The organism is Paenibacillus sp. FSL H8-0048 (genome assembly GCF_038002825.1).
GTDB lineage: Bacteria > Bacillota > Bacilli > Paenibacillales > Paenibacillaceae > Paenibacillus_AQ.
Map to the genome: position 1 here is coordinate 2,568,547 of NZ_JBBODF010000001.1, position 24,431 is coordinate 2,592,977.

Below are 24,431 nucleotides of genomic sequence, written 5' to 3' on the forward strand. Positions count from 1 at the left end.
ACTTCCTAATCCTTAGTTTCTGTCAACAGAAGCCAAAAAAGGCATGAGCAATACAGTACGCAGATTGCCCGGCTAACGCTAACGTTAGAGTACCCCGAGATGGGGCTGGACAACCATAATACTGTAAATCACTCATGCCTGATCGTATCAGTTACACGTTTGTATTCTGCTTCTGTTTCATAACAGGGATCATTGTAGCATCATTGATTTGAAGTTGCAACCCCTAAAATCGCTAAAGGATCTCCGGCGGCTCCAGCTCAGCCTCATCTTCCTTCTTCTGGGCGATACGCTGCAGATGAATCGTCAGATAGCTGACCTCGGCCGGATATACCGGAATGCGCACCCGCTGCTCAATCACCTTCGTGAGCTTCCAGGCAAGCATGTACATCTCGGGGTACTCCCGCTTCATGAGTCCATCCAGGGACGAGGTCTCGCGCACAGTCTCTCCCCGGCGCAGACGTTCCAGAACGAACCGCAAATGGGTCACCAGCCTTGAATAATCCAGCGAATCCCGCGGAATGCGGTATTCCAGGTTATCCTCCACCAGCCCCACCATATCCCCGATCAGCTGGGAATGCTGCTTCACCTCGGAGATATGGCGGTTGCTAAGCGCACTGACAATATGCAGAGCCACGAAGCCGATCTCATCCGGCGGCAGCGTCACCTTCATCGCCTCATTGATCCGCTCCACCGCATATTCCGCCAGACTGTATTCGTCCGGATAAATCTCCCGGGTCTCGTACAGAAACGGATTATGAATAGCCATATGCTGCTCGCTTCTGCGGATCGCGAAGGAAATATGGTCGGTAAGAGCAATATGGATATGCTCATTCAGCGTCTGGCGGCTGCTCTGCATAATATGCAGCACAATCTCCTGGACCACCTCAATCAGCTTCTCGTCTACCTGCGGTACCAGCTGCTTGTATTGCTCCTGCTCCTCCTGGCTTCGCAGGATAAACATTTTCTCTACGGAGGACAGGTTGATCCGGTCCCGCGTTTTGCGGTTGAAGCCGATCCCCTTGCCGATCACCACAACCTCGGCATACTGGGGATGCTCGGCAATGATCACGTTATTATTAAGCACCTTGCCCACGGTAATGCTGCTCACTTGCGACACCTCTTTTACTTCTGAATCCTGATCTATTCCAGCAGCACGATACATGGTTCACTCGTGTGTGATTCGTTGCCTTAAGCTCCTATCATAACATCAAGAATCTCAAATTAGAAGTGTGCCGCAAGCCGCCCGCAGTCTCTCTTCATTTGACCCGAAACGTCCGGCCTGAGAACCTGTATACCATAATCAGCGCAGCCAGCATATACACCACAGCGGAGAGCGCTACGATCACGGCAAACATACCAGGCTCACTCTTGAACTGCATCGCGATGAATCCTACCCCGAGCACCACACTATTCACAATCGTGAAGAACGGATTTTTCACATTGAGCTCTGTGCTATAGGGCTGAAAGATATAGTACATGAACAGATGATGCACCGAGAAGAACAGGGACAGCGCCACAATCGTCACGCAAAAGAGTACAGCATCCCCCGCGCCCCAGCTCTCCGTTGACAGCAGCAGCAGCAGGTTCACCGCCAGGCAGATCGCGGCAGCCGGGATCAGATTAAGCATACTGATACGCAGCAGCCGGATGCGGAAGTTGCTTAGAATCGCCGATTGTTCACGGTAGAATCCGTAGCGCAGCAGGCTGAGATCACAGTTGTAGAACATCGCCTTGCAGAGGCGTTCGCCAATGGAGGTATAGTTCATGATGATCAGGAAGGTCGGCAATGCGGTGATCAGATAATGAGTCAGCTTGGTAAAAGCGTTCTGGGACAACAGCATCGTCAGCAACGCTGCTACAAAGAGCGAGCCAATGATCACCAGCCTGCGCACTATCGGACTGGTGATCAGCCGCCGGTGACGCGAGAAAAAGATTGCATTCAGGTAGGCGTACCCGCTTTTCCCCTCGAACTGGCCATGATTCAGTTGTTCTGCCGAGTAGTGTTGATCTTGGGTAGCCACATCCTTCACCCTTGCTTCTTTCATCATCCGGCCCATGTCGAGCAGCGGATCATCGATTTTGGTGACGGCATCGACGGCATTCGTATAGTCCTTATAACGGGCGATATAGACCGCGCTTAAGGTCCCCAGCACCAATACGCTTAGTACCACAGGCAGATTGAACAGCATTCGGCTCTCTACTACCGCAAACCCCGGGAGCAGCGGAAGATAGGCCAGCAGATAGCCAGCGCCGATGGCAGTCCAGATCCAGCTTGTTTTTTTGACAATCACAATGCCGTAGCGGTCAAACACCCGCAGATGCAGCGCCTCGCAAGCCGTACGCCAGAACGTCAGCAGCAGTGTAAGAACCGCCCCATGCCACAGCGGAGCACCGAGAAGACTCCCGAAGACCAGCATCGCCGGAATATAAGTAACCAGAAAGCTGATCCCGCGCAGCGTAAGTGTGGTCCGCATATATCGCTCAGCCGGCAGCCTCATCAGCTTCACGAATATGTATTTATCCCGCTTCGGCTCCAGAATAACCGCGCTGGAAACCCCGGCGGTGAAGAAGCTAATACACAACAGCATCTGCAAATAGAGCTGGTATTGCACTGGCAGGGTTAAGGATATATCTTGTCCTATCAGCTTCACCGGAAGAAAGATCATTATGCCCAGATAAGCGAACTTCGTCACAAAGGCCATAAGGACCTTCAAAATATGCACGATAACAGATAGGGTCCGCTTCAGCGTGGTCTCCGAATAGACCGTGGCCGGGATCAGCTTGCCCAGCACCGGGAGCTTACGGATATAGAACATCAGCCGGTTGGCGCCCGACATCCCACGCACTTCCAGAATCGCCTTCAGCGTCCTAATCATGATCCTCATCCTTCAACAGCGCAATAATCTGCTCTTCAAATTCCGGACTGTGCAGGGTCTCCGCCGGAATCTCGCGCAGCGTGCCGTTATTCAGAATCACCAGCTCATCGCAGAGATCGGCCGCCAGCTGCAGAATATGCGTGGAGAAAATAATGATATGATCCCGCTTCATCTCCCGCAGCAGCTTCTTAATCTCCAGCGCCACTACCACGTCGAACGAGGTTAAAGGCTCATCGAGCAGGATCAGCGGGGGGCGGGAAATGATAAAGCACAGCATCTGAATTTTGTTCTTCATCCCGTGGGAGTAGCCCTTGATCAGACGGTGCCTGTCCGCCTCCTCGAAACGGATGATATCGAAATACTCCTCGATGGTCCGCTCCGCTTGTATCTTCCCCTTATTGATGTCCATGTAGAACTTCACAAACTCATAACCGGTCAGGAAGTCAGGCAGAATCGGCAAGGAGAATACGTAGCCGATCTCCTCCTCAAGCAGCGGAAGACTCACCTCATTTCTGCGCAGAAAAGCCCCTCCGCTATCCATTTGGATCTCCCCGCTCAGGCAGTTGAACAACGAGGTCTTTCCCGCGCCGTTGCGGCCTAGCAAGCCGTATATTTTGCCCTGCTCAAAGGTAAAGTCGATCCCCTTCAGCACCTCCCTGCCGTCAAAGCTCTTGCGTATATTATCCAGTATAAGCTCCATGCCTGTGCCTCCGTTTCAGCGCCAAAGATAAGGAATCTCTGCTGCGCAGCTCATTATAAAAAAGGTATGGCCGGCGGTTACTGCTGCCTGCCATACCTTGGTGACTTGCTCTTATCCTTCAGGGTGTTCTGAAGGTTCCGCCGGTTGCGCGGGAGTAACCGGCGCAGACGGGGCCGGTCTGGTTACCACAGTGGAGAGGGGTGCTGCTGTGTGTCTGACAGCATCCTTCTGTCCCGACTTGCCCGAAGTCAATCCTTTGATCAGGGACTCGACGTCAATGCCGGAGACGCTCTTCAGCATCTCAGGGGCTGTCGCCATCAGTTGGGTAACATAATTGCTGACCCGGGCGGCGCCTTCGCCGTTACCGGTATCTACAACGGTAAGCTTATCGATAGATGCCAGCGGCTCGGCGATCCGTCCTGCCAGATCCGGCAGCATTTTGACAATAATATCGAGTACGGCAGCTTCGCCGAATTTCTCGAAGGCTTCTGCCAGCTTCTGTTTGGCTTCCGCTTCGGCAAGACCCCGCAGGCGGATAACCTCTGCTTCCGCTTTACCCTTAGCCAGCTCAGCATCGGCAACCGCCTGACCTTCCAACCTTTTCTGCTCGGAAGTTGCCTGTGCCTGCTTCTCGATGCTATACTGCAGGGCGTCTGCTTCACGCATGCGCTTGGCCTTGTCGGCTTCCGCCGCCTGCTCCACTGCATAACGGTCTGCTTCCGCTTTCTTCTTCACTTCGGCGTCATACTGCTTCTCTCGTACCTGAATTTCCTTAGCCTGGATATCGATTTCGCGTTCCTTGCGGACCAGCTCAACCTTCATCTGCTCTTCCACCACAGTCTGCTTGGCACGCGCCTCCTGAATGTGGTACGCCTGGTCGGCTTCCGCCTTGGCAGTATCCTGGTCACGCTTGAACGCGGCGACCTTGAGCTGGTTCTCCTTCGAAGCTTCGGCAATGTTGGTATCACGCAGCAGCTCTGCCTTCTGCCCCTGTTCTTCGGCGTTGGCCTTCTGAATCCGCGCATCGCGGACAGCTTCCGCTTCGGCAATCTCCGCATCCCGCTTCACTGCGGCAATCCGCGGTTTACCCAGCGCTTCCAGGTATCCGTGCTTATCGCGTACATCCTTGATGGTGAACGAGACAATCTGGAGTCCCATCTTCTTAAGGTCACGGGCAGCCACGCCCTGAACCTCCTGGGCGAAACGGTCGCGGTTACGGTAGACCTCTTCTACGGTCATCGTACCGAGGATCGCCCGCAGATGTCCTTCCAGCACTTCCTGCGCTTCACTCTTCAGGGATTCAATCGGCTTGCCCATGAACTGCTCGGCGGCCGTTGCCACATCTTCCGTAGAGCTGCCTACCTTGATGATGGCGACCCCGTCGGCAATGACCGGCACGCCTTGCTCCGTATAGACCTCCGGGGTGGTCACATCGAGCTTATGGGAGAGCAGGGACATGAACTCCGCCTTCTGGAAGACGGGGAGAATGAACGCACCGCCGCCGCGGACGATTTTGATTTTGCGGCCGGAGCCGTCATCCGATATATGATTGTTGCCTAAGAAGGAACCGGTGACGATCATGCCTTCATCCGGGCCAACCGTCTTGTAACGGGCCCAGAAGGCGAGTCCGAGGACAAGCAGTACAGCGATTACTATCGCAGGTATAAATAGGGATTCTGGAATATTTTCTAGCATCATAAGTCCACTCCTTTTCTCTCTTCGAATTCAGACACAAGCGCTACACCTTCACGTACCTCAACTACAACAACCTTGATTCCAGCCGGCAGTGCACGCTGCTCGAAGCTGGCCGCCGTATGCAGGCTGTTGCCTGCACCGAACTTCACCATAATCTCACCGTAGCCTACGCCGGGGACCGGGACGGTAACCTCACCGATTCTCCCCGGCAGTTCACTCATGGAGAAGCCGTTCGACATCTCGCTGTTCCTCATGGGCTTCACGACAACCAAATGCATAACAACGCCCATGAATGCCGCAACCAGCAGGGACAAGGCAAGAATCACACCATCTTCCAGTCCGCTGTAGCGATTAAGCAGCATGCCTGCTCCGCCAAATACAGTGATTCCTCCTGCCAACAGGGTAGGATTCAGGAAATCAAAGGATACGATGTCAAAAATCCCGTCCAGTGCACTCCCAATCAGGTCGCCTACCACTACACTGACTACAGCAAAAAGAATGCCCAGCACCAAACAGCCCAAATACAGCGTTTGCATGTTAGTCTCCTCCCGTCATTACTTCCGGACTGTCATACTAGGTTAAACGCAACAAACCTGCCCTTGGTTTCACAAAGTTGGAGATTGCTCTCATTAATGTATGCCGGGAGCGGAAAAATTAACAGATAAAAGAAGCCGCCCCCATAAATGGAAGGCGGCTGTACTATCGAAGGCTAACTTACAAAGCCATCTTATAAATTTCAACAACATCCTGACGCTCCAGCTTGCGGAAGTTGCCGAACGGGCCGAAGCGGACCGCCTTGTCGGCCATACTGCCAATTTCGCTGTCGTCGATATCGTAATCACCGAGCGTCTTCGGAGCACCAATGGAATCCCAGAAGCTGCGGAGCGCTTCAATGCCTTCGAGGCCGGTCTGCTCATCGGTCTTGCCTGAAGGGTCGATACCGAACACGTTCACTGCCAGCTGGCGGAAGCGGGCAGGATTCGTGCTGAGGTTATATCTCATCCACTGCGGGAAGAGAATCGCCAGGCCACCGCCGTGGGGAATATCGTACACAGCGGATACGGCATGCTCAATGTTGTGCGTAGCCCAGTCACCGGCAAAGCCCATGCTGACCATTCCGTTCAGCGCCATCGTCCCGCAGTACATAATGGTCTCGCGCAGCTCGTAATTGTTCAGATCCTCAATCAGCTTAGGAGCCGTCTCAATCACGGTGCGAAGCAGACTCTCCAGGAAGCCGTCCTGCAAAGGCGTATTGCTGTCTGTATGGAAATAATGCTCCAGCGTATGGGACATGATGTCCACCATACCGTACACCGTCTGGTCGCGCGGCAGGGTGAAGGTGTTCTCCGGGTCAAGGATCGAGAAGGCCGGATAGGCATGGATGCTGCCCCAGCCCATTTTCTCCTGGGTCACTTCGTTGGTGATCACCGAGCCGTTGTTCATTTCCGAGCCGGTAGCTGCCATCGTCAGCACGGTTCCCAGCGGAAGCGCTCCTTGAGGAGCTGCCTTGCGTTCTACGAAGTCCCACATATCCCCTTCATATTTCGCTCCGACCGCCACAGCCTTGGCACAATCCAGCACGCTGCCGCCGCCGACGGCAAGAATCAGGTCAATGTGATGCTCACGGCACAACGCTACACCCTTATGTACCGTTGAGAGACGCGGATTCGGCTCCACTCCCGCAAGCTCGGTTACTACGGCACCAACCGCAGCCAGCTCGGCAATGACGTTATCGTACAGGCCGCTGCGTTTAATACTTCCGCCGCCGTACATCAGCAGTACGTTCTTACCGTATTTCGGCACCTCGGTACGGAGTGCCTGCAATGTCCCCTGTCCGAAAATAAGCTTGGTAGGGTTATAAAATTCAAACTTGCGCATATGGGTAAACCTCCATGAGTATGTGAATGTGAAGCACCTGTCTATTATAGTCCTCCTGCCTGGCGCATTCAAATCGAGGCGCATATCATCATTTCCCAATGAAAAATGCCCCCGCCGGATCCGGCAGGGACAGTACATTTTGCAAACATTACTTAAGTTCGGTCTCAGTTAAAGCCGCTGCTGTTCAGGAACCGGCGGAAGGCCGCCTGCCCTTCCGGCGTGCGTTTGTAGACTCCGGCATGCTCCAGAATGTGAGTGAACTTCGTACCCACCTCATTCTGGATGGTCTTCACCGCTGCTTCGCGGCTGAGGGAGGTGCCGAAGCGGCTTACCAGTTCGGTAATCCAGGCAGTGTGCAGCGCCAGCGGATGCTCCTGGCCCTGGCTCTGGACATCTCCGAGAAGCGCCGTGTCGCCCGCCAGTATGCCGGCGATGGCGTCAAGCTCTTCCTTGAGCCGTCCCGGCAGAATCGCCAGGCCCATCACCTCAATCAGGCCGATGTTCTCCTTCTTGATATGGTGCATCTCCCGGTGCGGGTGGAAAATCCCTTCGGGATATTCCTCGCTGGTCCGGTTGTTGCGCAGCACCAGATCCATCTCATAGCCGCCGTCCTCTGCGCGGCGCACGATAGGGGTAACAGTGTTATGCGGAACACTCTCGCCCTCCTCTTCACTGAACGCCAGCACGTCGGCAGCCGGATCGCTATACGTCTTCCAAGACTCGTAGATATGGTTGCCTGCCTCCAGCAGCACCGCCGGATCTTCTGCATGCATCCGCAGCACGGACATCGGCCACTTCACGGTGCTTAAGCTGACACCGGGATATGAGGCATGTGTGAAGGTATCCTCTTTGGGTGCCTTCTGGATAGGGAACGTATGCCGTCCGCCTTGGAAGTGGTCATGCGTCAGAATGGAGCCGCCGACAATCGGCAGGTCGGCATTCGAGCCGATGAAATAATGCGGGAAGGCTTCCGTGAAGCTAAGCAGACGCTTCAGCGTATCCTTCGTCAGCTTCATCGGCACATGATCGTGGTGGAACACGATGCAGTGCTCGTTATAGTAGACATAAGGCGAGTACTGGAAGAACCACTTCTCGCTGTTCATCGAGAGCGGGATCACGCGCAGGTTCTGACGCGGCGGGTGATTGACCCGGCCGGCATAGCCGACATTCTCGCGGCAGAGCTGGCACTTCGGATAGACCGGAGGCGGAAGCAGCCGGGCCATGGCGATTTCCTTCGGACTTTTCTCCGGCTTGGAGAGGTTGATCGTCATCTCAATATCCCCGTACGGTGACTCCTGGAGCCAATACACATTCTTCGCTACCCGGTCCATACGGATATAGTTGGAATCAATGCTCAGCTTATAAAAGCGGTCCGTTGCCGCCTGAATGCCCTGCTCCGCCCGGAGCGCGGCGAACTCCGCATTCACCTCGGACGGACGGGCCATGAGCAGGCCCATAATCTTCGCATCCAGCAGGTCGCGGTACGTATCCGTATTCTCCGGGATCAGCCCGAGACTGAACCCGTAATCAATCAGCTGGTCCAGCGGACTCTGCGGGCTGTCCAGCGGAGCTTCAGTGAACTCACCGGGATACGGCTCACTGAAGCCGAACTGGTCCAGGAGTTCATTGCGGCTGTAATCCACATCTGCGGGCTGGATCAGTCCCGTGTGTCCGGCAAACAGAACCAGCTGTTCAATGGCATACAGCGCCTTTTCAGCGGCAGCAGCCATACTATTATCGTTCTGCATTTCATTTCTCCTTCTATGGTGCCTTATGCGGCGCTCTGGCATTCTGTGTATTTCAGCTTCGGCAATAATCAGCTCCGCTGCTTACTCCCCATACCCTTGCGGATTAGCGGAGTGCCAGCTCCAGGCGCTCTGAATGATGTCTTCAAGGTCAGCATGCTGCGGGTCCCAGCCCAGAACCTTCCGGGCTTTGTCAGAAGAAGCGACGAGCACTGCCGGATCTCCCGCGCGGCGCTCCTGAACCACAACTGGAATGTCCAGGCCAGTCACCTTCTTCGCGGTCTCAATCACCTGCTTCACAGAGAAGCCCAGGCCGTTGCCAAGGTTGAAGATGTTGCTCGCACTGCCGCTGCGCAGATAAGTGACTGCACGGACATGCGCATCCGCCAGATCGCTGACATGGATGTAGTCGCGTACGCAGGTTCCGTCCTCTGTCGGGTAGTCTTCCCCGAACACTGCGATATTCTCGCGCTGCTTCAGTGCAGCCTGGAGCACCAGCGGAATCAGGTGGCTCTCCGGACGGTGGTCTTCACCGATTTTGCCGCTGGCGTGTGCGCCTGCTGCATTGAAGTAGCGTAGCGCTACGTATTTGATGCCGAGCACTTTGTCGAACCAGGCCATCATGCGTTCCATGGTCAGCTTGGTCTCGCCGTAGACATTCGCAGGCTCCGTGCGGTCGGTCTCTTCGATAGGCACCTTTTCCGGTTCGCCGTAGGTGGCGGCTGTGGAGGAGAAGACGATTTTATCCACACCGGCCTGCTGCATGGCTTCGAGAAGACACTGCGTTCCATAAACATTGTTGTCGTAGTATTTAACCGGGTCCTTCATGCTCTCGCCCACCAGGGAGCTGGCTGCGAAGTGAATTACCGCTTCGATCTCATTCTCGGAGAACAGCTTCGCCAGCAGCGCCTTGTCGCGCAGGTCGCCCTCATACAGCTTGCCGCCCAGCAGCGCCTCGCGGTGCCCTGTCAGCAGATTGTCAATCACCACAACCTCTTCCCCGCGGTCCAGCAGCTCTGCTACTGTGTGTGAACCGATGTATCCTGCGCCGCCCGTTACCAGAATCGCCATCTTATTTCACTCCTTTCAATTCTTCCACGCCGTTGCCGATACCGCATACATAGAATTCGCCGGTCAGGCCGGTTCTGTTCTTGTAGGCTTCTCCAACTTCCGTGATGAACCGCTGCACATCATCCTCATGTACCAGCGATACTGTACATCCCCCGAATCCTGCGCCGGTCATCCGTGAGCCCAGTGTGCCCGGAATGCGCTGCGCTTCTTCCACCATCACGTCCAGCTCCTCGCAGCTGACTTCATAGAGGTCGCGGAGGGAGACATGGGAGTCATTCATGTACAGGCCGAACTGCTTCAGATCATTGTTCTTCAGCACCTCCACCGAGTCAAGCACACGCTGATTCTCCTCCACTACATGGCGGGCCCGGCGCTTTACAGTTTCATCCGTAATTTTGTCCTGCAGAAGCTCGAACTGCTCAGGCTTCACCTCAGCCAGATAGGACAGGGAGGGAACCTCCTGCTTCAGAATAGCGAGCGCCTCCTCACATTGGCTGCGGCGCTCATTATACTTCGAGTCCACCAGACCGCGCTTCTTGTTCGTGTTGCCGATGACCAGCTTATAGCTGCCCGTCACGAAAGGTACGAGGCTGTATTCCAGCGTATCGCACATGAGCAGGATGGCCTGGTCGCGCTTGCCGTTGGCCACAGCGAACTGGTCCATGATCCCGGAGTTCACGCCGACATACTGGTTCTCCGCGCGCTGGGACAGCAGGGCGATCTCCACCGTATCGGTGTCACCGCCAAGCAGCGTCAGGAAGGCGAAGCCGGTCACTACCTCGATCGAAGCGGAAGAGGACAAGCCCGAGCCGTTAGGAATCTCACCATGGAACAAAAGATCGTAGCCCCCGGATACCGGGTGACCCTTCTTAGCCAGCTCCACCATTACGCCGACCGGATAGTCCACCCATTCGCCGGTCTTGGCTGCGCCGATGTCGCTGAAGTCGATGGAAGCTTCATAAGGGAAATTCGTGGATGCGAATTGAACCTTGCCGTCTGTACGCGGGCGCACGATCAGGGTGGTTCCGAAGTCCAGGGCTGCCGGGAAAACATAACCTCCGTTGTAATCCAGATGCTCTCCAATCAGATTCACGCGGCCCGGTGCGTAGAATACCCGCGCGGCTTCCCCGCTCTCCCCGTACTTTTTGATAAATGTGCTGTTCAGTTCCTGTATGCTCATTATTGACACTCCATCCTTTCGCTGCTTGTGCTGGGACTGTGGATTATAGCTTGCGTCCTTCATGCTTACATTATAATAAAATCAGACTTGCCCTGATAATGCAATCATGTGTGCAATATATGGACAAATGTGACTTTCGTCTCTGAAGAGACTATACTCGGTAAGAAGAAAAGTGAACGGGCGCTCCCTATACACTTAGCTATGGAAGCGTTCTGCTCCAGAAAGGCGGCTTGCCGTGCAACATACCTATTCAGTAGGATCAAATCCTGTATATTACGATGAGCAGCTGCTGCATGTACTCTTTGCGGGAGAGAGCCAGACCCTCCCGCTGCATCAGGCGGGCCCCAAGATCTACGATTACTATCTGCTCCATTATATTGAATCAGGCTCCGGGGTCTTCCGGACAGAGCAGCACACGTATGAGCTGGGAGCCGGAGACTGCTTCCTGATCCACCCGGGCCAGCTGGTCAGCTACATCTCGGATCAGCAGGAGCCCTGGCGCTACCGCTGGGCTGCCTTCACCGGCGGGGATGCCGGACAGCTTGCGCAGCAGGCGGGCTTCACGCCGCTCGCCCCGGTGCTGTCTACCGCTGGCGGCAGCGTAATTCCCGGAGCGCTTGCCGGGATGATGTCCGCCTTCTATGCCAATAAGGAGAGCGCCGCCCTGACCTCTCTGGGATATCTATACCTCATCGCAGGGGAGGCAGCGGAGCTGCTGGTCTCCTCCACCCGGCTGCCGGGTGCGGAATCACAGATCAAGCGGACGGTGAAGCAGATGATTCACTACATGGCTTCTCAGTATGCCCATCCGGTCTCGATTGAACAGATGTGCGGCAGTCTGGGGTATAACCGCGCTTATCTCTCCCGCATCTTCAAGCAGGAGACGGGGCTCTCTCCGGTCACCTACCTGCTCAAGCTGCGGGTGGAGAAGTCGCGCCAGCTGCTGCGTGAACGCCCCGAGCTGTCCGTGGAGCAGGTAGCAGCATCAGTCGGACTGACCGATGCCCTGTATTTCTCCCGGCAGTTTAAGCGCTTCTACCGCCAATCTCCCACCGCTTACCGCCAGGCTACAGCGAATCCTGGGGAGAAATAGCCCTACTGACTAGTACAGCACATCAGATTTAATATGGTGAATATGACCATTACCGGACCTTAACGAGAAGCTGGAACGATAGTAACTGCATTTTGTACAATGGAATGCTGAAAAAAAGGCTTCGAAATAGTATCTATTGTATTCCGTACAATGGAATGTTGACAAAAGCCATTTTATCACCCAAAACACAACATTCTACTGTATGAAATACAATAGAATCTCATTTTATGGTCATCTACGCGTTTTCTATTGCAGGAAATACAATCCACTACTTGAATGTAAGAGCAGAAATCGGTAACGGGTGCTGGATCAAGGATCAGCCCAATATCGGTAAGGGATGAAGCTGCGTTCGTAGCGAAAAAACAGAGATAAGTGTATTCTGTGCAACTAGAAATAGTGAAACGGAAGTCCTTCTTCTTCTAATTGTAGTCTGTACAACTAAATCTGCCCCAAAGGGCGGAAACCAGGGAAAGCAGGGATTTTAATTGTACGAAATACAACTAGGGTGAGAAGAAGAAGTAAAACAGACGTTTTAGTTGTACAAAATACATTTAAACCTATCGCCGACGAGCAGGCACGGTAATCGGGGCACTGCAAACCCACCGTAAGCGATTGACCAAAGCGATTTTCACTAATATAAAGCTGATGCTCTACTAAACCAACAGCCCGTCTCCAGAACAGGAAGCGGGCTGCTTGCGTTGTTAGTTATGGCTGAACGTCTTACGCTTCACTCCTCTGTCTTAAGGATCGTTTCGATCCGGTCCAGCTCTTCCTGCGTGAAGTCGCTATGGGACAGCGCGGCGATATTCTCCTCGATCTGGCTGACCCGGCTGGCGCCGATCAGCGCCGAGGTGACCCGGCCGCCGCGCAGCGTCCAGAGCAGGGCAAACTGGGCCAGACTCTGGCCGCGCGCTACCGCCATCTGGTTCAGCGCATGGATTCTGCGCAGCACCTCCGGCGTAATCCGGCTCTCATTCAGCGCAGCTGAAGGCCCGGCTGCCCGCGAGTCTTCAGGGATGCCGTTCAGATATTTATTCGTCAGCAGACCCTGTGCCAGCGGAGTGAAGGCAATACTGCCCACCCCATGCTCCTCCAGCACCTCCTGAAGCCCGCCTTCAATCCAGCGGTCCAGCATGGAATACCTCGGCTGGTGAATCAGCAGCGGGGTGCCCAGCTCCTTCAGAATGGCAATCGCCTGCCGGGTCTGCTCCGCCGAGTAGTTGGACAAGCCGATATACAGTGCCTTACCTGAACGTACCGCATGATCCAGCGCTCCCATCGTTTCTTCCATAGGTGTGTCCGGGTCCGGGCGGTGGGAATAGAAGATATCCACATAGTCCAGCCCCAGCCGCTTCAGGCTCTGGTCCAGACTTGACAGGATATATTTACGTGAACCCCAGTCGCCGTATGGGCCGGGCCACATCGTATATCCCGCCTTGGTCGAGATTACCAGCTCGTCACGGTACGGCGCGAGATCCCGGGCAAGCACCTTGCCGAACAGCTCTTCCGCCGATCCGGCCGGAGGCCCGTAGTTATTCGCCAGGTCGAAATGGGTCACGCCGAGATCAAAAGCGCGGGTAATCATTGCACGGCCGTTCTCATAGGCATCGATGCCGCCGAAATTATGCCACAAGCCCAGTGAGATGGCCGGAAGCTTGAGGCCGGACCTGCCGGTGCGGTTGTAACGCATGCCTTCATACCGTTCATCACTAGCCACATATACCATGTTATATCCCTGCCTCTCATAACTCTTGTGTGAATATTCTTCTTTAAACACACGGCTTCGTAAGTAATCTTGTTCTGCAAAAAAAGACTGGGCGTTAGCCCAGCAGTCTCTGCACTCTGCCCAGCACCTCTCCGATCCGCTCTGTAATAATCAGATCTGCCTGATCGTCATATGGTGTAGGCTCACCGTTAAGCAATACAGTATGCTGCCCCCTGAAGTAAGTGACCAGGCTTGCAGCAGGCTGAACGGTAAGCGAGGTACCGCCGATGAGCAGCAGATCCGCCGCTGCAATGGCATCCACGGCTTCAATCAGCACTTCTTGATCGAGCGCTTCCTCATAGAGCACCACATCCGGCTTGATGATGCCCCCGCAGTCCTCACAGCGCGGCACAGAGCCTTCCTGCTCCAGCCATTCCTCCAGGCCGTAATAGCGCTGGCAGCCCATGCAGTAATTACGGTGGATAGAGCCGTGCAGCTCCAGAACCCTGCGGCTGCCGGCAATCTGATGAAGGCCGTCTATATTTTGTGTAATGACCGCCTTCAGCCTGCCGCTCTCCTCCAGCTCCGCAAGCAGCCGGTGGGCCCCGTTCGGCTTCGCTTCGGGATGAATCATCTTGCTGCGGTAGAAATCAAAAAAAATGTCCGGCGAGGACATAAAAAAGCTGCGGCTAAGCATCACCTCAGGCGGGTAAGGAGAGTTGTGCTGGGTCTGGTACAGACCTGCTGCCGAACGGAAGTCCGGGATACCGCTCTCCGTCGATGTTCCGGCACCGCCGAAAAAGACGATATTTTTGCTTTTTTGAATCCAGGAAGCCAGTAGCTGTAATTGTTCCATGATCTACACCTGTCCTCTCTGTACCTATTCGTCATGCATTCAGATCGTTAAGCGTAGCGCGGGATAACCGGATACCACAATATCCGCATCCAGCAGATGGTCTGCCCTTCTGTCCGGTGAGATTCCAACCGCAAGCCGCAGTCCCGCCCCCCGGCCCAGCTGCATATCCGCATTGCTGTCACCGATAATAACCGCCTCTTCGGGCAGCAGCCCGAGCTCCCGGCAGGCCTTCTCGGCCATCTCCGGTGCAGGCTTGCCGTATTTTACCCGGTCGCGGGTAACCACTGCCCCGAAGTATTCTGAGATGCCAAGCCATTCCAGATGCTCACGGGTAGCGGACAGATTGTCTGAGGTTACAACGCCAAGCTTCAGGGAAGCGGCGGCACACTGCTCCAGAAATGGCAATAATCCCGGCATGGGCACAACCGTACGGCGGCGGCGAAGCTCATTCATGGCCTCCTTGGAGATGGCATTCACGCTCGTCACCGCTTCATTCCAGGGGACACCCGCCGTATAGAGCTGCCAGGCTAGAATCCCGGTGGATTCCTCAGCCGTTGCCATGGACAGCGGACCTGCGGGATCATAACCGGTAATTCGTCCGGAAGCATCATGCGTCGTCCCCAGCACCGGGGCCAGATCGGCTCCCGTTACAGGTCTGCTGCCAATCAGAGTCAGCTGGCTGCCCAGCCCCTCAAGCACCAGTTCGGCCCAGCTGCCCCAGGTGGCCAGAAGATCAAGCAGCGTTCCGTCCTTATCGAAGAGGATGCCGCTTACGGGAACGGAGAGTTCATTGATGTGCAATACAGGCATTCCAGCGCTCCTCTGCATACGATATATTCATTCAGGTATTTGTTGTTCATTTGCTCTGGCGCAGATTCCCCAGCCAATCCAGCATCGCCCGGACGGTCCGTGACTGCTGTTCTTCTTCGGTAATCGTAGCGGTTCCGTCACCCTTTTGCACGCCATAGCTGCCGAATTGGGCATGGTTGCCACCGTCAACCGACACATATACGGTATTGCCCGGCAGATAGGAACGCCCTTTGTTATAGCTCTTCTGGTCTACGACTTCATCCTGCGTGCCAAGCACAGACAAGACGGACAACGTGGTGTCCTTCAGACTGCCTTTCTCATCGGGATACGAGGCCAGAAAAAAAACGCCTTCCAGCTGGCCGGCATGACCGGCAGCAAAGCGTGAAGCCATTACGCCGCCGAGTGAATGTCCGCCCAGGACGAAGGACTGCTTCGGATGCACGCGAATAATCTCTTCGGCGGCATCGCCTTTGATTACAGCCAGATTAAGCGGCATTCTGGCAATGTAGAACGGGTGACCGGCAGCAGCGACTTTACGGGCCAGCGGCGCATATGCTTCCGCCTTGACCAGTGCGCCCGGATAGAAGATTACGGCGGTGCCGAGCACCACTGAGGGGTCGAACGAGATCCAATTGTCATTCTGTTCAACAGTGACTCCTCCGGCAGAGATCAGAGCAGTTTCAGCCTGTGCCTCCGGCTTATACGGGGTCAGATACCTCCATATAAACACCCCAGCCGTCAGTAGAACCAACACCACTCCTATAAGCACACGGCGTCTGATTATATTCTTTTTCATTAGTGTTCACTCCCGGTTACTGCATACTGAAAATTATAAGGGAATCGGTGAATTCAAACAACCTTCAAGACTTCGCCACATCTGGCCCCAGCCATTTCCAATGATAGCGCTTACTATTGTGATGTATTTCACAATTTATTGTCAGGAAATCATGTATTTTAAAATTAAAGTATCGCCCCCTACGCAAACCCTAATTTCATTGGAGGTTACATCATGACCCGGGAAAGCCCGCTTGACGCGCGCGGAGAGACCTTTTTTCTTAATCTGCGCTTCATGCTTATTGTAACTGTCTTTGTGGCCAATGCGATTGAACCCCTGATTCAAGAAATGAGCGGACTTCACACGCTTTACCAGTGGATCTTCAGTTTTCATATGCCGCTGTTTGTGCTGGTGACCGGATACTTTGCCCGTTCAAGCTTACTTGGAGCGCCTGGACGCAAGGTGCTGCTGCAGATTGCTTTGCAATATGTGATTTTTCAGAGCCTCTACTCCCTACTTGACGCCTCCCTGTTTCACGTCAATAATATACAGCATTCGTTCTTCGCTCCTTATCTGCTGCTCTGGTTCCTGGCCAGCCACATCTGCTGGCGCCTGCTGATGCTGGGCATGAGCCGCTGGACCCGCAGCGCCCAACTGGCCTTCGCTGTTACGGCAGGAGTGGCCGTAGGTTATCTGCAACTGGACGGGATCTGGTTTAGCCTCAGCCGCACCTTTGTCTATTTGCCCTTTTTTGTGATCGGGTACCATTTCTCCTTCGGAGCTTTCGTGAAGCTGTATCAGCGCTATGTCAAAAGCATTGCCGCCGCCGCTTCGCTCCTGCTGCTCCTTGCTATCGGCCTGCTCGGAGGTGATCTCCCCATGGGCTGGCTATACGGCAGTATGACTTATATGCAGCTTGGTGCTCATGAATGGTATGCGGGTCTGTTCCGGCTGGCGGTCTATGGCCTGCAATTCATCGCCTCCCTGTCATTTCTGGGCCTCGTGCCTTACGGGTTAAGCCGCATGACCGGTCTGGGACGCCGGACCCTCTATGTTTTTCTGCTGCATGGCTTTGTGGTCCGCACGGCGGTGATTTCCGGCCTGTATGCCCATATCGGCAATCCTGCCGGAGCAGCTCTTCTGCTCGCCGGTGCAATGGGATGTACGGTGCTGCTCGGCCAGCCTGCGGTCAGACGTCTGCTGAACCCGCTCGTGGAGCCGTCCGTAGACTGGATGATCTCCCTGCAGCGTGCCGCCATCCGGCGCTCTCTTTAGAATGAAGCTGCCACGTTATATCAATTTGCTGAAGTCTATCCTTTACGGAATAGGCTTCTTTCTGTATATTAGCCCAGACTTTACATGCGTGACCCGCCGACAAACTTCACATTGTCCGGTAGAAAAAACAGGCTTTTTGTGATAGACTCACTATTAACGTTCGTAACCAATCACCGCAGGGTACGTATATTTCGGGATTGCAATGCGTTAATGCGGCACTATATTCGCTTCACCAATACTGTTAGGGGGAAAAAGTCATCATGGCAAACAAGAAAATGCGATCAGATATGATCAAAAAAGGCTTCGACCGCGCTCCTCACCGCAGCCTTTTGCGGGCAGCAGGCGTTAAAGAAGAGGATTTCGGCAAACCGTTCATCGCGGTCTGCAATTCCTATATCGATATTGTTCCGGGTCATGTACATCTGCAGGAATTCGGCAAGATCGTGAAGGAAGCCATCCGTGAAGCCGGCGGGGTTCCGTTTGAATTCAATACAATCGGCGTAGATGACGGTATTGCCATGGGTCATATCGGTATGCGTTATTCGCTGCCAAGCCGCGAGATCATTGCCGACTCTCTGGAAACGGTAGTATCCGCGCACTGGTTCGACGGTATGGTGTGCATTCCCAACTGTGATAAAATTACCCCGGGCATGATGATGGGCGCGCTGCGCGTCAACATTCCGACAATCTTCGTCAGCGGCGGGCCGATGAAGGCCGGCGTTGACAGCAAAGGCAAGAAGCTCTCACTGACCTCTGTATTCGAAGGCGTCGGTGCGCATCAGGTCGGCAAGATCAACGATGCTGAGCTGCTCGAACTCGAACAATACGGCTGTCCTACCTGCGGATCATGCTCCGGTATGTTTACCGCGAACTCCATGAACTGTCTGGCCGAAGCTATGGGCCTTGCGCTTCCAGGCAACGGTACGATCCTGGCCGTAGCCGAAGAACGCAGAGACTTCGTCCGCAAGTCGGCAACCCAGCTTATGGAGCTGATCAAGCTGGACCTGAAGCCGCGTGATATCGTAACCCAGGAATCGCTGGACAATGCCTTCGCGCTGGATATGGCGATGGGCGGATCGACCAATACTGTACTGCATACGCTGGCACTGGCTCAAGAAGCCGAAATCGACTATCCGCTGGAACGCATCAACGAAGTAGCTAACCGGGTTCCTTACCTGGCCAAGCTGGCTCCGGCCTCCGATATCTTCATCGAAGATGTGGACCGGGCGGGCGGCGTCAGCGCCGTGCTGAACGAATTGCTGAAGAAGCCGGGCGCCATCTTCGGTGATTGCATGACGGTTACCGGCAAGACACTGGCCGAGAATGTAACCGGGCATGAGATCCAGGATACTTCCGTTATTCATACCATCGATAACCCCTATTCCCAAGTTGGCGGACTGGCCGTACTCTACGGCAACCTGGCGCCTGAAGGCTCCATCATCAAGGTGGGTGCCGTGGATGCTTCCGTTGGCGGCTATCACAAAGGACCTGCCATCTGCTTCGACTCCCAGGAGGAAGCACTGGAAGGTATCGCTAACGGCAAGGTCAAAGAAGGCCATGTAGTCGTTATCCGTTATGAAGGTCCGAAGGGCGGACCGGGCATGCCGGAAATGCTGGCTCCGACTTCGCAGATCGTCGGCATGGGTCTGGGTGCCAAGGTCGGCCTGATCACGGACGGACGCTTCTCCGGTGCGTCCCGCGGGATCAGCATCGGCCACATCTCGCCGGAAGCGGCAGAGGGCGGCCCGATCGCTTTTGTAGAGAATGGCGATATCATCGAGCTGGACCTCAATAACCGCAAGATCGAGCTGCTGGTTGACGAGGAAGTGCTGGCGGTCCGCCGTCAGGGCTGGAAAGAATTCGAGCCGAAGGTGAAGACGGGTTATCTGGCCCGTTACTCCAAGCTGGTTACCAATGCAAGCAAGGGCGGCGTGCTGAAGATCTAATCGTCAGCGACAGCCTGAGCCTGAGCAAATGTAATGAGGATAAGAGCAGTTCCAACCGCATATGCGGCCGGGGCTGCTCTTTTTTGTTGCATATTGTGCAGGAACAAAAAAACGCCGGCCTGATAGGCCAGCGGAGGATCAATAATATAAGTGCTGTGAACACTGCTTCGTCTTCAATGAACCACCGTTGCTCCGGGCAGCTCAGCTTCAAGCGTCAGTTCCTCTTCGTGTACCCGCTCCACCGGCTTCTGCGGACGCCGCTGGTTCATCTGGTTGAGCAGCTGCGATACCGGCATCAGCATCATCTTGGGCACCAGTACCTCACTGCGTACCTTGAGCCTTGCCCCGCCTGAGGGATGGATGACCCTAAGCAGAACACTTAGATAGAATTTGGTCGAGCGGGCGAACAGACCGCTGGGCAGGTCCACCACCATGAAACCGAATTTCTCCGGCCCGCGGTTGATCATACTCACGCCGTAGAGCGCCTTCGCTTCGGCCAGCTCGAGATCACCGGCAATATGCACGGCGAGCAGCGGCAGATCCTTCTCCATCCGGCGGATCATGCGGATCGCCAGCTGAGCCGGAGAACGGGAATGAACCCCCAGCTCGAACAGCTGCCTGTTGTCGATGTGGAGTTCAATGACCTTGTCGCCTTTGCTCAAGGTCTCGCCGTTGTCCATCAGCACCGTATTGCCCTGATACTTGCGCAGGCGGTAATGCAGGAACGGATCTGCCGGAGTGATCGTCTTAAGCTGGAACATTAGCTGGAACAGCTTCTCCCACGCCAGCCACAATCCGACAAGCAGCCGTTTGCCGAAGGATAAATGCGTGATCGGGGAGCGCTGCACCGCCTTGATCATCTCGTCAATCCGGACGCTGCGCAGTCCGCGCCGCTCAGCTTCGGCGAGCATCCGTTCCAGCGCAATCAGCATATGCTCCGGCGCATTCGGATCGGCGCCGATCGTCGTCCCGCAGTCATGCAGCAGCAGCACCTCACCCGGACCGAGCTTCGCAATGAGCTTCTCGGTCAGCTTTTCCGCTCCAAGCTTCTCCTTCCAGTCGCCGAACATCGCCGACCACAGTACAATCTGCACCTGACGGCGCTTGGAGAAGTCGAACAGGTTCACGATTCCCCAGGGAGGACGGTAATAAGTGCTGCGCTCGCCGGTAATGGAGAAGATGATCTCGTCCGTCTTGTCAATCTGCTTCCTCACCGTAGCGGGACGCATCAGCCAGTTCGTCTTGTGCACATAATTATGAATACCGATCAAATGCCCTTCATCGTGCATACGCTTGATGATCTCGGGATGCTGCTCCGCGTGTGAGCCAACGACAAAAAATGTCGCCTTCGCATTGTAGCGTTTAAGCAGATCCAGCAGCAGCGGTGTATAATGCGGGTCAGGCCCGTCATCGAAGGTCAGGCCGTAATCCGTACGCCCAATCCCTCTGCGGAACACACGATAACCAAATAAACGGCTGATCATACCGGGTATAAAGGCATAAAAGGTCGAGATGTAAAATAGCCAGAGCAGCAAAGTCTGCATGTACAATCACCGCTTTTCCAGAGTTGACTTTGGCTCGCCTTACGTCTGTATAGAAGATAGATTTCATACGGCCAAGTAGAGTAAGTAGAAGCGACAGCTTTAAAAAACATCACCTCCTAGTTTAACACAGCTGCCAAAGAAATAGACGTTTTTTATTAAAATCGTGTACAATGAGTTGAAGTGCCGGTTATAAAATTATCTTCACAAAGGGGTCGTTTAAATCTATGCTGCCGCTGTACAAAAAATATTGGCGCACCTTTTTCGACATTGGGCTGGTTGTTCTAACCGTATATTTAGTGATGCTCGGCTTCAGCAAATTGTACCAGCTGGCTGCGCCGGTGTTCCTGTCCTTTTTTGTCTTTCTGCTGATTGAGCCGCTGGCCCGCTTCCTGAACCGCAAAGGAATGGCCAAGCCCTTCGCCTCCGCGATCTCAGTGGTGCTCTTCCTGGTCATCCTGCTGGGCGTCTTGTTCGGTGCCGGGCTACTGATTACGACCCAGGCGATTCACCTCCAGAATAATCTGCCCAAATATACATACGTGGTCCAGCAGCATTTCACAGAGACTACGACCTATCTTCAGCACAAAATCGATTCGCTTCCATCCGATGTGACGGATAAGCTAAATGGCTATTTCACAGATGCCACCAATATTCTCTCGAAGTGGATGGTCGCCTTCTTCAAGTATATGGTCGGGGTGCTTGGCTCTTTCTCCTCCTTTATGGCTAACTTCGGGATTGCGATCATTCTCGCCTTTTTCCTCAGTATGGAGATTAAGGACTGGCGCCGGATTGCCCACGAGAAGCTGCCGAAGACGTTCAAGACGGCCTACGCCTTCCTGCAGGGGAATGTGTTCAAGGCGATCGGTTCTTATATCAAAGCACAGATGATCCTGATCAGCATCACCTTCGTCATCATTCTTGCCGGTCTGCTGATTCTCCGCACGGGCAATGTCCTGACCATAGCACTGGTCTGCGCACTGGTCGATCTGCTGCCGCTGCTCGGCGTACCTGCGGTGCTGATCCCTTGGATCATCTATCTGTTCATTGTCGGCAATACGTCGCTTGCTATCGGACTCATCGTTTTGCTGGCAGTGGTAATGGTGGTAAGACAGCTGCTGGAGCCCAAAATCACAGGGAATTCAATCGGTGTCTCCTCTGCCTTCCTGATGCTCTCCTTCGTGATTCTGTCCTCTTCCCTGTTTGGGATTGCAGGCCTCATTCTCTCGCCGATTCTGCTGATTTTGCTTAAGGAGCTGCTCCAGCAGGGATATCTCCAGCAGTGGATCTATCTGCCGCAGGAGGAATTCGTCGTCTCGCCCTTCGCGGCCTCGGGGACATCTACGGCAGGTGCTCCCGTAAACAGCGGAAATGGTCCGGCCGGGAATGCAGAGCCTGATACGCAGCCTGCCGGTCCAAATCCTCAGGCTCCGGTTGATCCGCCTTCCAGACCCGACAACAGCTCGAACACCTGACCGAACAGGCGGGTGGCGGCCTGCGGACTGTCTGGAGCCACATTCTCTATTGCTACAGACACCGCATATTTCGGCTGGTCCACCGGACCATAGCCGATGAACCATTGGTTATTGCGCGGCGTGCCGTGAACCAGCGTCTGGGCCGTGCCTGATTTGCCGGCGAGCGGCCAAGCAGAAGAATTCAACATACGGCCTGTGCCCTCTGTGACTACGCTGCGCAGCATGCCCAGCAGCACCCGGGCAGTAGCCGGAGAGATCCGGCCCTCCGGCGCTGGCGCCAGATGTCCCGGAAGCTCCTTAAGCGTCTGCCCATTGGCAAAAGCAACCCGCTCCAGAATACGCGGCGCTCTCACCTCGCCGCCATGCAGCAGCGTGACGACCAGATTCGCCGCCTGCAGCGGAGTGATCCGCACATCGCGCTGGCCGATTGCCGTCTGGACTCTCGCCCCGCCGTCATCCGGCAGGAGCGTGCTGAAGATGGTTCCCGGCTGCTCCCCGGCCAGCGGCCGGAGAAGTGGCAGGCCGAGCGTATTCTCCGCCTGCCACCCGATACTGCGGCCCAGTCCCAGGGCAAGCGCGGTAGCCTGGAGCTTCACACCGCTCAGCCGCTCGGCCAGCGTAGCAAATACAGTATTACAGGACACGGCGAACCCTTGCTTCAGCGAAAGGGCGCCGTGTTCTTTGCCGTGCGGACAGGACAATCCGTATTTCCCATACGCTCCTGCACAAAAGAAGGGCTCCTCCGGTGCGGTCAGCCCGGCTTCAAGTGCGGCAGCAGCTGTAACAATTTTGAAGATAGAGCCTGGAGCTGCCGCTTGCAGTGCACGGTTATTCCATTCTCCCCCTTGCGGTGAGACCTGCTCCGGATTGTAGAACGGCAAAGAGACCATCGCTGCAATATCACCGCTCCGGCTGTCCATAACCACAATCGCCCCTTCCTTCACCCCCGCTTCCGCCGCCAACTGCTCAAGGCTCTCCTGAAGCTTCAAATTAATGGTGGTATATAGAGACAGCGGGTAATAGGGGTTGCCCGGCGCTTTGATGGTGATCGGGCTGCCCGGAACCCGGTTGCCGCGTGCATCAACCTGGGCGACGGCTTCCGTATGCCCCACACCCTGCAAGAGCGGCTCCAGCGTCTTCTCCAGCCCGTCTGTGCCGGTTCTTGGAATTCTCAGCCCTGTGGGGGATTGGGCGATAGCTGCACCCGAAGCTTCAGACAGATAACCGAGCCACTGGCGGCCGGAGGCAGACCCGTTATATCTGCGGGCAAAAGGCAGCGCCCTGACGCCTTCGATGGCAAGCGCCTCTACCTCTCTAGCCTGCGGTAGCGTCAGAGCCAGCGGACCGGTGCCTTGGCCGGAAGGCCAGAGCAGCGGCTCCTTCAGCCCCAGCCGTCTTTCTTGCAGCTGACTGTAGCTGACGCCAAGAATCTCCGCCAGCCGGTGAAGCTGCTGGTCATCGTTATATTCACCGGCACCATGATGCCGGTGAAGCTCCTCCTCCGGCGGGAACAGCGCAGCGGTCCAGACCGTCTCTCCGGCCAGCGCCTCCCCGTTCTTCGCATACAGCCGCCCTCTTCCGCTATCCAGCACGGTCTCCCGCTCACTTTGCAGCTCGGCCATCTGAGCTACCGTGTAACGGGTGCCGCTTACTACACTATCCTTGAGCAGCAATTGTACCCAGGCGAGCCTGATTATCAAGCCTGCCAGCAGCATACACAGGATCAGGCATCCCCAGAATATACGTTTATGAATCAGCTTGTGCAATTGCTATTCCTCCATCAAGTGGGCTGAAAAACCTTGGCTAATAT

Annotated in this window: 19 protein-coding genes; 4 read left to right on the plus strand and 15 right to left on the minus strand. The window is 55.1% G+C overall.

What is annotated here, in order from left to right:
- Positions 1-232: 232 nt before the first annotated feature.
- The 9 genes from glcT to NSU18_RS11065 form a co-directional block, all read right to left on the minus strand.
- Positions 233-1,108 carry a glucose PTS transporter transcription antiterminator GlcT gene (gene glcT, locus NSU18_RS11025; RefSeq protein WP_341019788.1) on the minus strand — a complete coding sequence of 292 codons (876 nt, stop codon included), beginning with the start codon at positions 1,106-1,108 and terminating at the stop codon, positions 233-235.
- Positions 1,109-1,256: 148 nt separating this feature from the next.
- Positions 1,257-2,876: a hypothetical protein gene (locus tag NSU18_RS11030; protein ID WP_341019785.1), complete on the minus strand. Its 1,620-nt coding sequence runs from the start codon at positions 2,874-2,876 to the stop codon at positions 1,257-1,259.
- A complete protein-coding gene (locus NSU18_RS11035) occupies positions 2,869-3,576 on the minus strand; it encodes an ABC transporter ATP-binding protein (RefSeq protein WP_341019784.1) in 708 nt (235 codons plus the stop codon). Before NSU18_RS11035 ends, NSU18_RS11030 begins: the two co-directional genes overlap by 8 nt.
- Positions 3,577-3,687: 111 nt before the next feature.
- Positions 3,688-5,271, minus strand: coding sequence for a flotillin family protein (locus NSU18_RS11040; protein WP_341023169.1), 1,584 nt, complete (start codon positions 5,269-5,271; stop codon positions 3,688-3,690).
- Positions 5,271-5,807 carry a protease gene (locus NSU18_RS11045; protein WP_341019783.1) on the minus strand — a complete coding sequence of 179 codons (537 nt, stop codon included), beginning with the start codon at positions 5,805-5,807 and terminating at the stop codon, positions 5,271-5,273. The genes NSU18_RS11040 and NSU18_RS11045 overlap by 1 nt, the downstream gene beginning before the upstream one ends.
- A 178-nt stretch (positions 5,808-5,985) precedes the next feature.
- Positions 5,986-7,149: an iron-containing alcohol dehydrogenase gene (locus NSU18_RS11050; RefSeq protein ID WP_341019782.1), complete on the minus strand. Its 1,164-nt coding sequence runs from the start codon at positions 7,147-7,149 to the stop codon at positions 5,986-5,988.
- A 164-nt stretch (positions 7,150-7,313) separates the two neighbouring features.
- Positions 7,314-8,897, minus strand: a complete 1,584-nt coding sequence (locus tag NSU18_RS11055) for a UDP-glucose--hexose-1-phosphate uridylyltransferase (RefSeq protein ID WP_341019781.1) — start codon at positions 8,895-8,897, stop codon at positions 7,314-7,316.
- 81 nt (positions 8,898-8,978) lie between these two features.
- Positions 8,979-9,965, minus strand: coding sequence for a UDP-glucose 4-epimerase GalE (gene galE, locus NSU18_RS11060; protein WP_341019779.1), 987 nt, complete (start codon positions 9,963-9,965; stop codon positions 8,979-8,981).
- A gap of 1 nt (position 9,966) precedes the next feature.
- Positions 9,967-11,145, minus strand: a complete 1,179-nt coding sequence (locus tag NSU18_RS11065; protein ID WP_036696660.1) for a galactokinase — start codon at positions 11,143-11,145, stop codon at positions 9,967-9,969.
- A 235-nt stretch (positions 11,146-11,380) separates the two neighbouring features.
- Between NSU18_RS11065 and NSU18_RS11070 the strand changes: the two genes are divergently transcribed.
- Positions 11,381-12,238, plus strand: a complete 858-nt coding sequence (locus NSU18_RS11070; RefSeq protein ID WP_341149013.1) for an AraC family transcriptional regulator — start codon at positions 11,381-11,383, stop codon at positions 12,236-12,238.
- Between the two features lie 727 nt (positions 12,239-12,965).
- Here NSU18_RS11070 and mgrA read toward each other — a convergent pair.
- The 4 genes from mgrA to NSU18_RS11090 form a co-directional block, all read right to left on the minus strand.
- Positions 12,966-13,964 (minus strand): L-glyceraldehyde 3-phosphate reductase, encoded by a 999-nt coding sequence (gene mgrA, locus NSU18_RS11075; protein WP_341019776.1) that lies wholly within the window; start codon positions 13,962-13,964, stop codon positions 12,966-12,968.
- 94 nt (positions 13,965-14,058) lie between these two features.
- Complete coding sequence (locus NSU18_RS11080; RefSeq protein WP_341149014.1) at positions 14,059-14,799, minus strand: NAD-dependent protein deacylase; 741 nt, start codon at positions 14,797-14,799, stop codon at positions 14,059-14,061.
- Positions 14,800-14,838: 39 nt separating this feature from the next.
- Positions 14,839-15,609 (minus strand): HAD family hydrolase, encoded by a 771-nt coding sequence (locus NSU18_RS11085; protein WP_341149015.1) that lies wholly within the window; start codon positions 15,607-15,609, stop codon positions 14,839-14,841.
- 46 nt (positions 15,610-15,655) lie between these two features.
- On the minus strand, positions 15,656-16,405 hold the full coding sequence (locus NSU18_RS11090; protein WP_341019770.1) for an alpha/beta hydrolase: 750 nt from the start codon (positions 16,403-16,405) through the stop codon (positions 15,656-15,658).
- 213 nt (positions 16,406-16,618) lie between these two features.
- Between NSU18_RS11090 and NSU18_RS11095 the strand changes: the two genes are divergently transcribed.
- Positions 16,619-17,659 carry an acyltransferase family protein gene (locus NSU18_RS11095; RefSeq protein ID WP_341149016.1) on the plus strand — a complete coding sequence of 347 codons (1,041 nt, stop codon included), beginning with the start codon at positions 16,619-16,621 and terminating at the stop codon, positions 17,657-17,659.
- 260 nt (positions 17,660-17,919) lie between these two features.
- Complete coding sequence (ilvD, locus tag NSU18_RS11100; protein WP_341149017.1) at positions 17,920-19,605, plus strand: dihydroxy-acid dehydratase; 1,686 nt, start codon at positions 17,920-17,922, stop codon at positions 19,603-19,605.
- 173 nt (positions 19,606-19,778) lie between these two features.
- Here ilvD and NSU18_RS11105 read toward each other — a convergent pair whose 3' ends face one another.
- Complete coding sequence (locus NSU18_RS11105; RefSeq protein ID WP_341019767.1) at positions 19,779-21,149, minus strand: polysaccharide deacetylase family protein; 1,371 nt, start codon at positions 21,147-21,149, stop codon at positions 19,779-19,781.
- A 224-nt stretch (positions 21,150-21,373) separates the two neighbouring features.
- On the opposite strand from NSU18_RS11105, the gene NSU18_RS11110 reads away from it, so the two are divergent.
- Positions 21,374-22,621: an AI-2E family transporter gene (locus tag NSU18_RS11110; RefSeq protein ID WP_341149018.1), complete on the plus strand. Its 1,248-nt coding sequence runs from the start codon at positions 21,374-21,376 to the stop codon at positions 22,619-22,621.
- Here the strand turns inward: NSU18_RS11110 and NSU18_RS11115 are convergent.
- Entirely contained in the window at positions 22,570-24,387 is a 1,818-nt protein-coding gene (locus tag NSU18_RS11115; protein ID WP_341149019.1) for a peptidoglycan D,D-transpeptidase FtsI family protein, read from the minus strand. The two genes, NSU18_RS11110 and NSU18_RS11115, sit on opposite strands and share 52 nt — an antisense overlap.
- Positions 24,388-24,431 lie beyond the last annotated feature (44 nt).

What these genes read in the sequence shown, in the direction of transcription:
- NSU18_RS11040 (WP_341023169.1), bottom strand. Translation starts at nt 5,271, where the DNA reads ATGCTAGAAAATATTCCAGAATCCCTATTTATACCTGCGATAGTAATC.
- NSU18_RS11095 (WP_341149016.1), top strand. Translation starts at nt 16,619, where the DNA reads ATGACCCGGGAAAGCCCGCTTGACGCGCGCGGAGAGACCTTTTTTCTT.
- NSU18_RS11045 (WP_341019783.1), bottom strand. Translation starts at nt 5,807, where the DNA reads ATGCAAACGCTGTATTTGGGCTGTTTGGTGCTGGGCATTCTTTTTGCT.
- NSU18_RS11085 (WP_341149015.1), bottom strand. Translation starts at nt 15,609, where the DNA reads ATGCCTGTATTGCACATCAATGAACTCTCCGTTCCCGTAAGCGGCATC.
- NSU18_RS11030 (WP_341019785.1), bottom strand. Translation starts at nt 2,876, where the DNA reads ATGATTAGGACGCTGAAGGCGATTCTGGAAGTGCGTGGGATGTCGGGC.
- mgrA (WP_341019776.1), bottom strand. Translation starts at nt 13,964, where the DNA reads ATGGTATATGTGGCTAGTGATGAACGGTATGAAGGCATGCGTTACAAC.
- NSU18_RS11055 (WP_341019781.1), bottom strand. Translation starts at nt 8,897, where the DNA reads ATGCAGAACGATAATAGTATGGCTGCTGCCGCTGAAAAGGCGCTGTAT.
- NSU18_RS11080 (WP_341149014.1), bottom strand. Translation starts at nt 14,799, where the DNA reads ATGGAACAATTACAGCTACTGGCTTCCTGGATTCAAAAAAGCAAAAAT.
- NSU18_RS11065 (WP_036696660.1), bottom strand. Translation starts at nt 11,145, where the DNA reads ATGAGCATACAGGAACTGAACAGCACATTTATCAAAAAGTACGGGGAG.
- ilvD (WP_341149017.1), top strand. Translation starts at nt 17,920, where the DNA reads ATGGCAAACAAGAAAATGCGATCAGATATGATCAAAAAAGGCTTCGAC.
- NSU18_RS11035 (WP_341019784.1), bottom strand. Translation starts at nt 3,576, where the DNA reads ATGGAGCTTATACTGGATAATATACGCAAGAGCTTTGACGGCAGGGAG.
- NSU18_RS11050 (WP_341019782.1), bottom strand. Translation starts at nt 7,149, where the DNA reads ATGCGCAAGTTTGAATTTTATAACCCTACCAAGCTTATTTTCGGACAG.
- NSU18_RS11090 (WP_341019770.1), bottom strand. Translation starts at nt 16,405, where the DNA reads ATGAAAAAGAATATAATCAGACGCCGTGTGCTTATAGGAGTGGTGTTG.
- NSU18_RS11105 (WP_341019767.1), bottom strand. Translation starts at nt 21,149, where the DNA reads ATGCAGACTTTGCTGCTCTGGCTATTTTACATCTCGACCTTTTATGCC.
- NSU18_RS11110 (WP_341149018.1), top strand. Translation starts at nt 21,374, where the DNA reads ATGCTGCCGCTGTACAAAAAATATTGGCGCACCTTTTTCGACATTGGG.
- galE (WP_341019779.1), bottom strand. Translation starts at nt 9,965, where the DNA reads ATGGCGATTCTGGTAACGGGCGGCGCAGGATACATCGGTTCACACACA.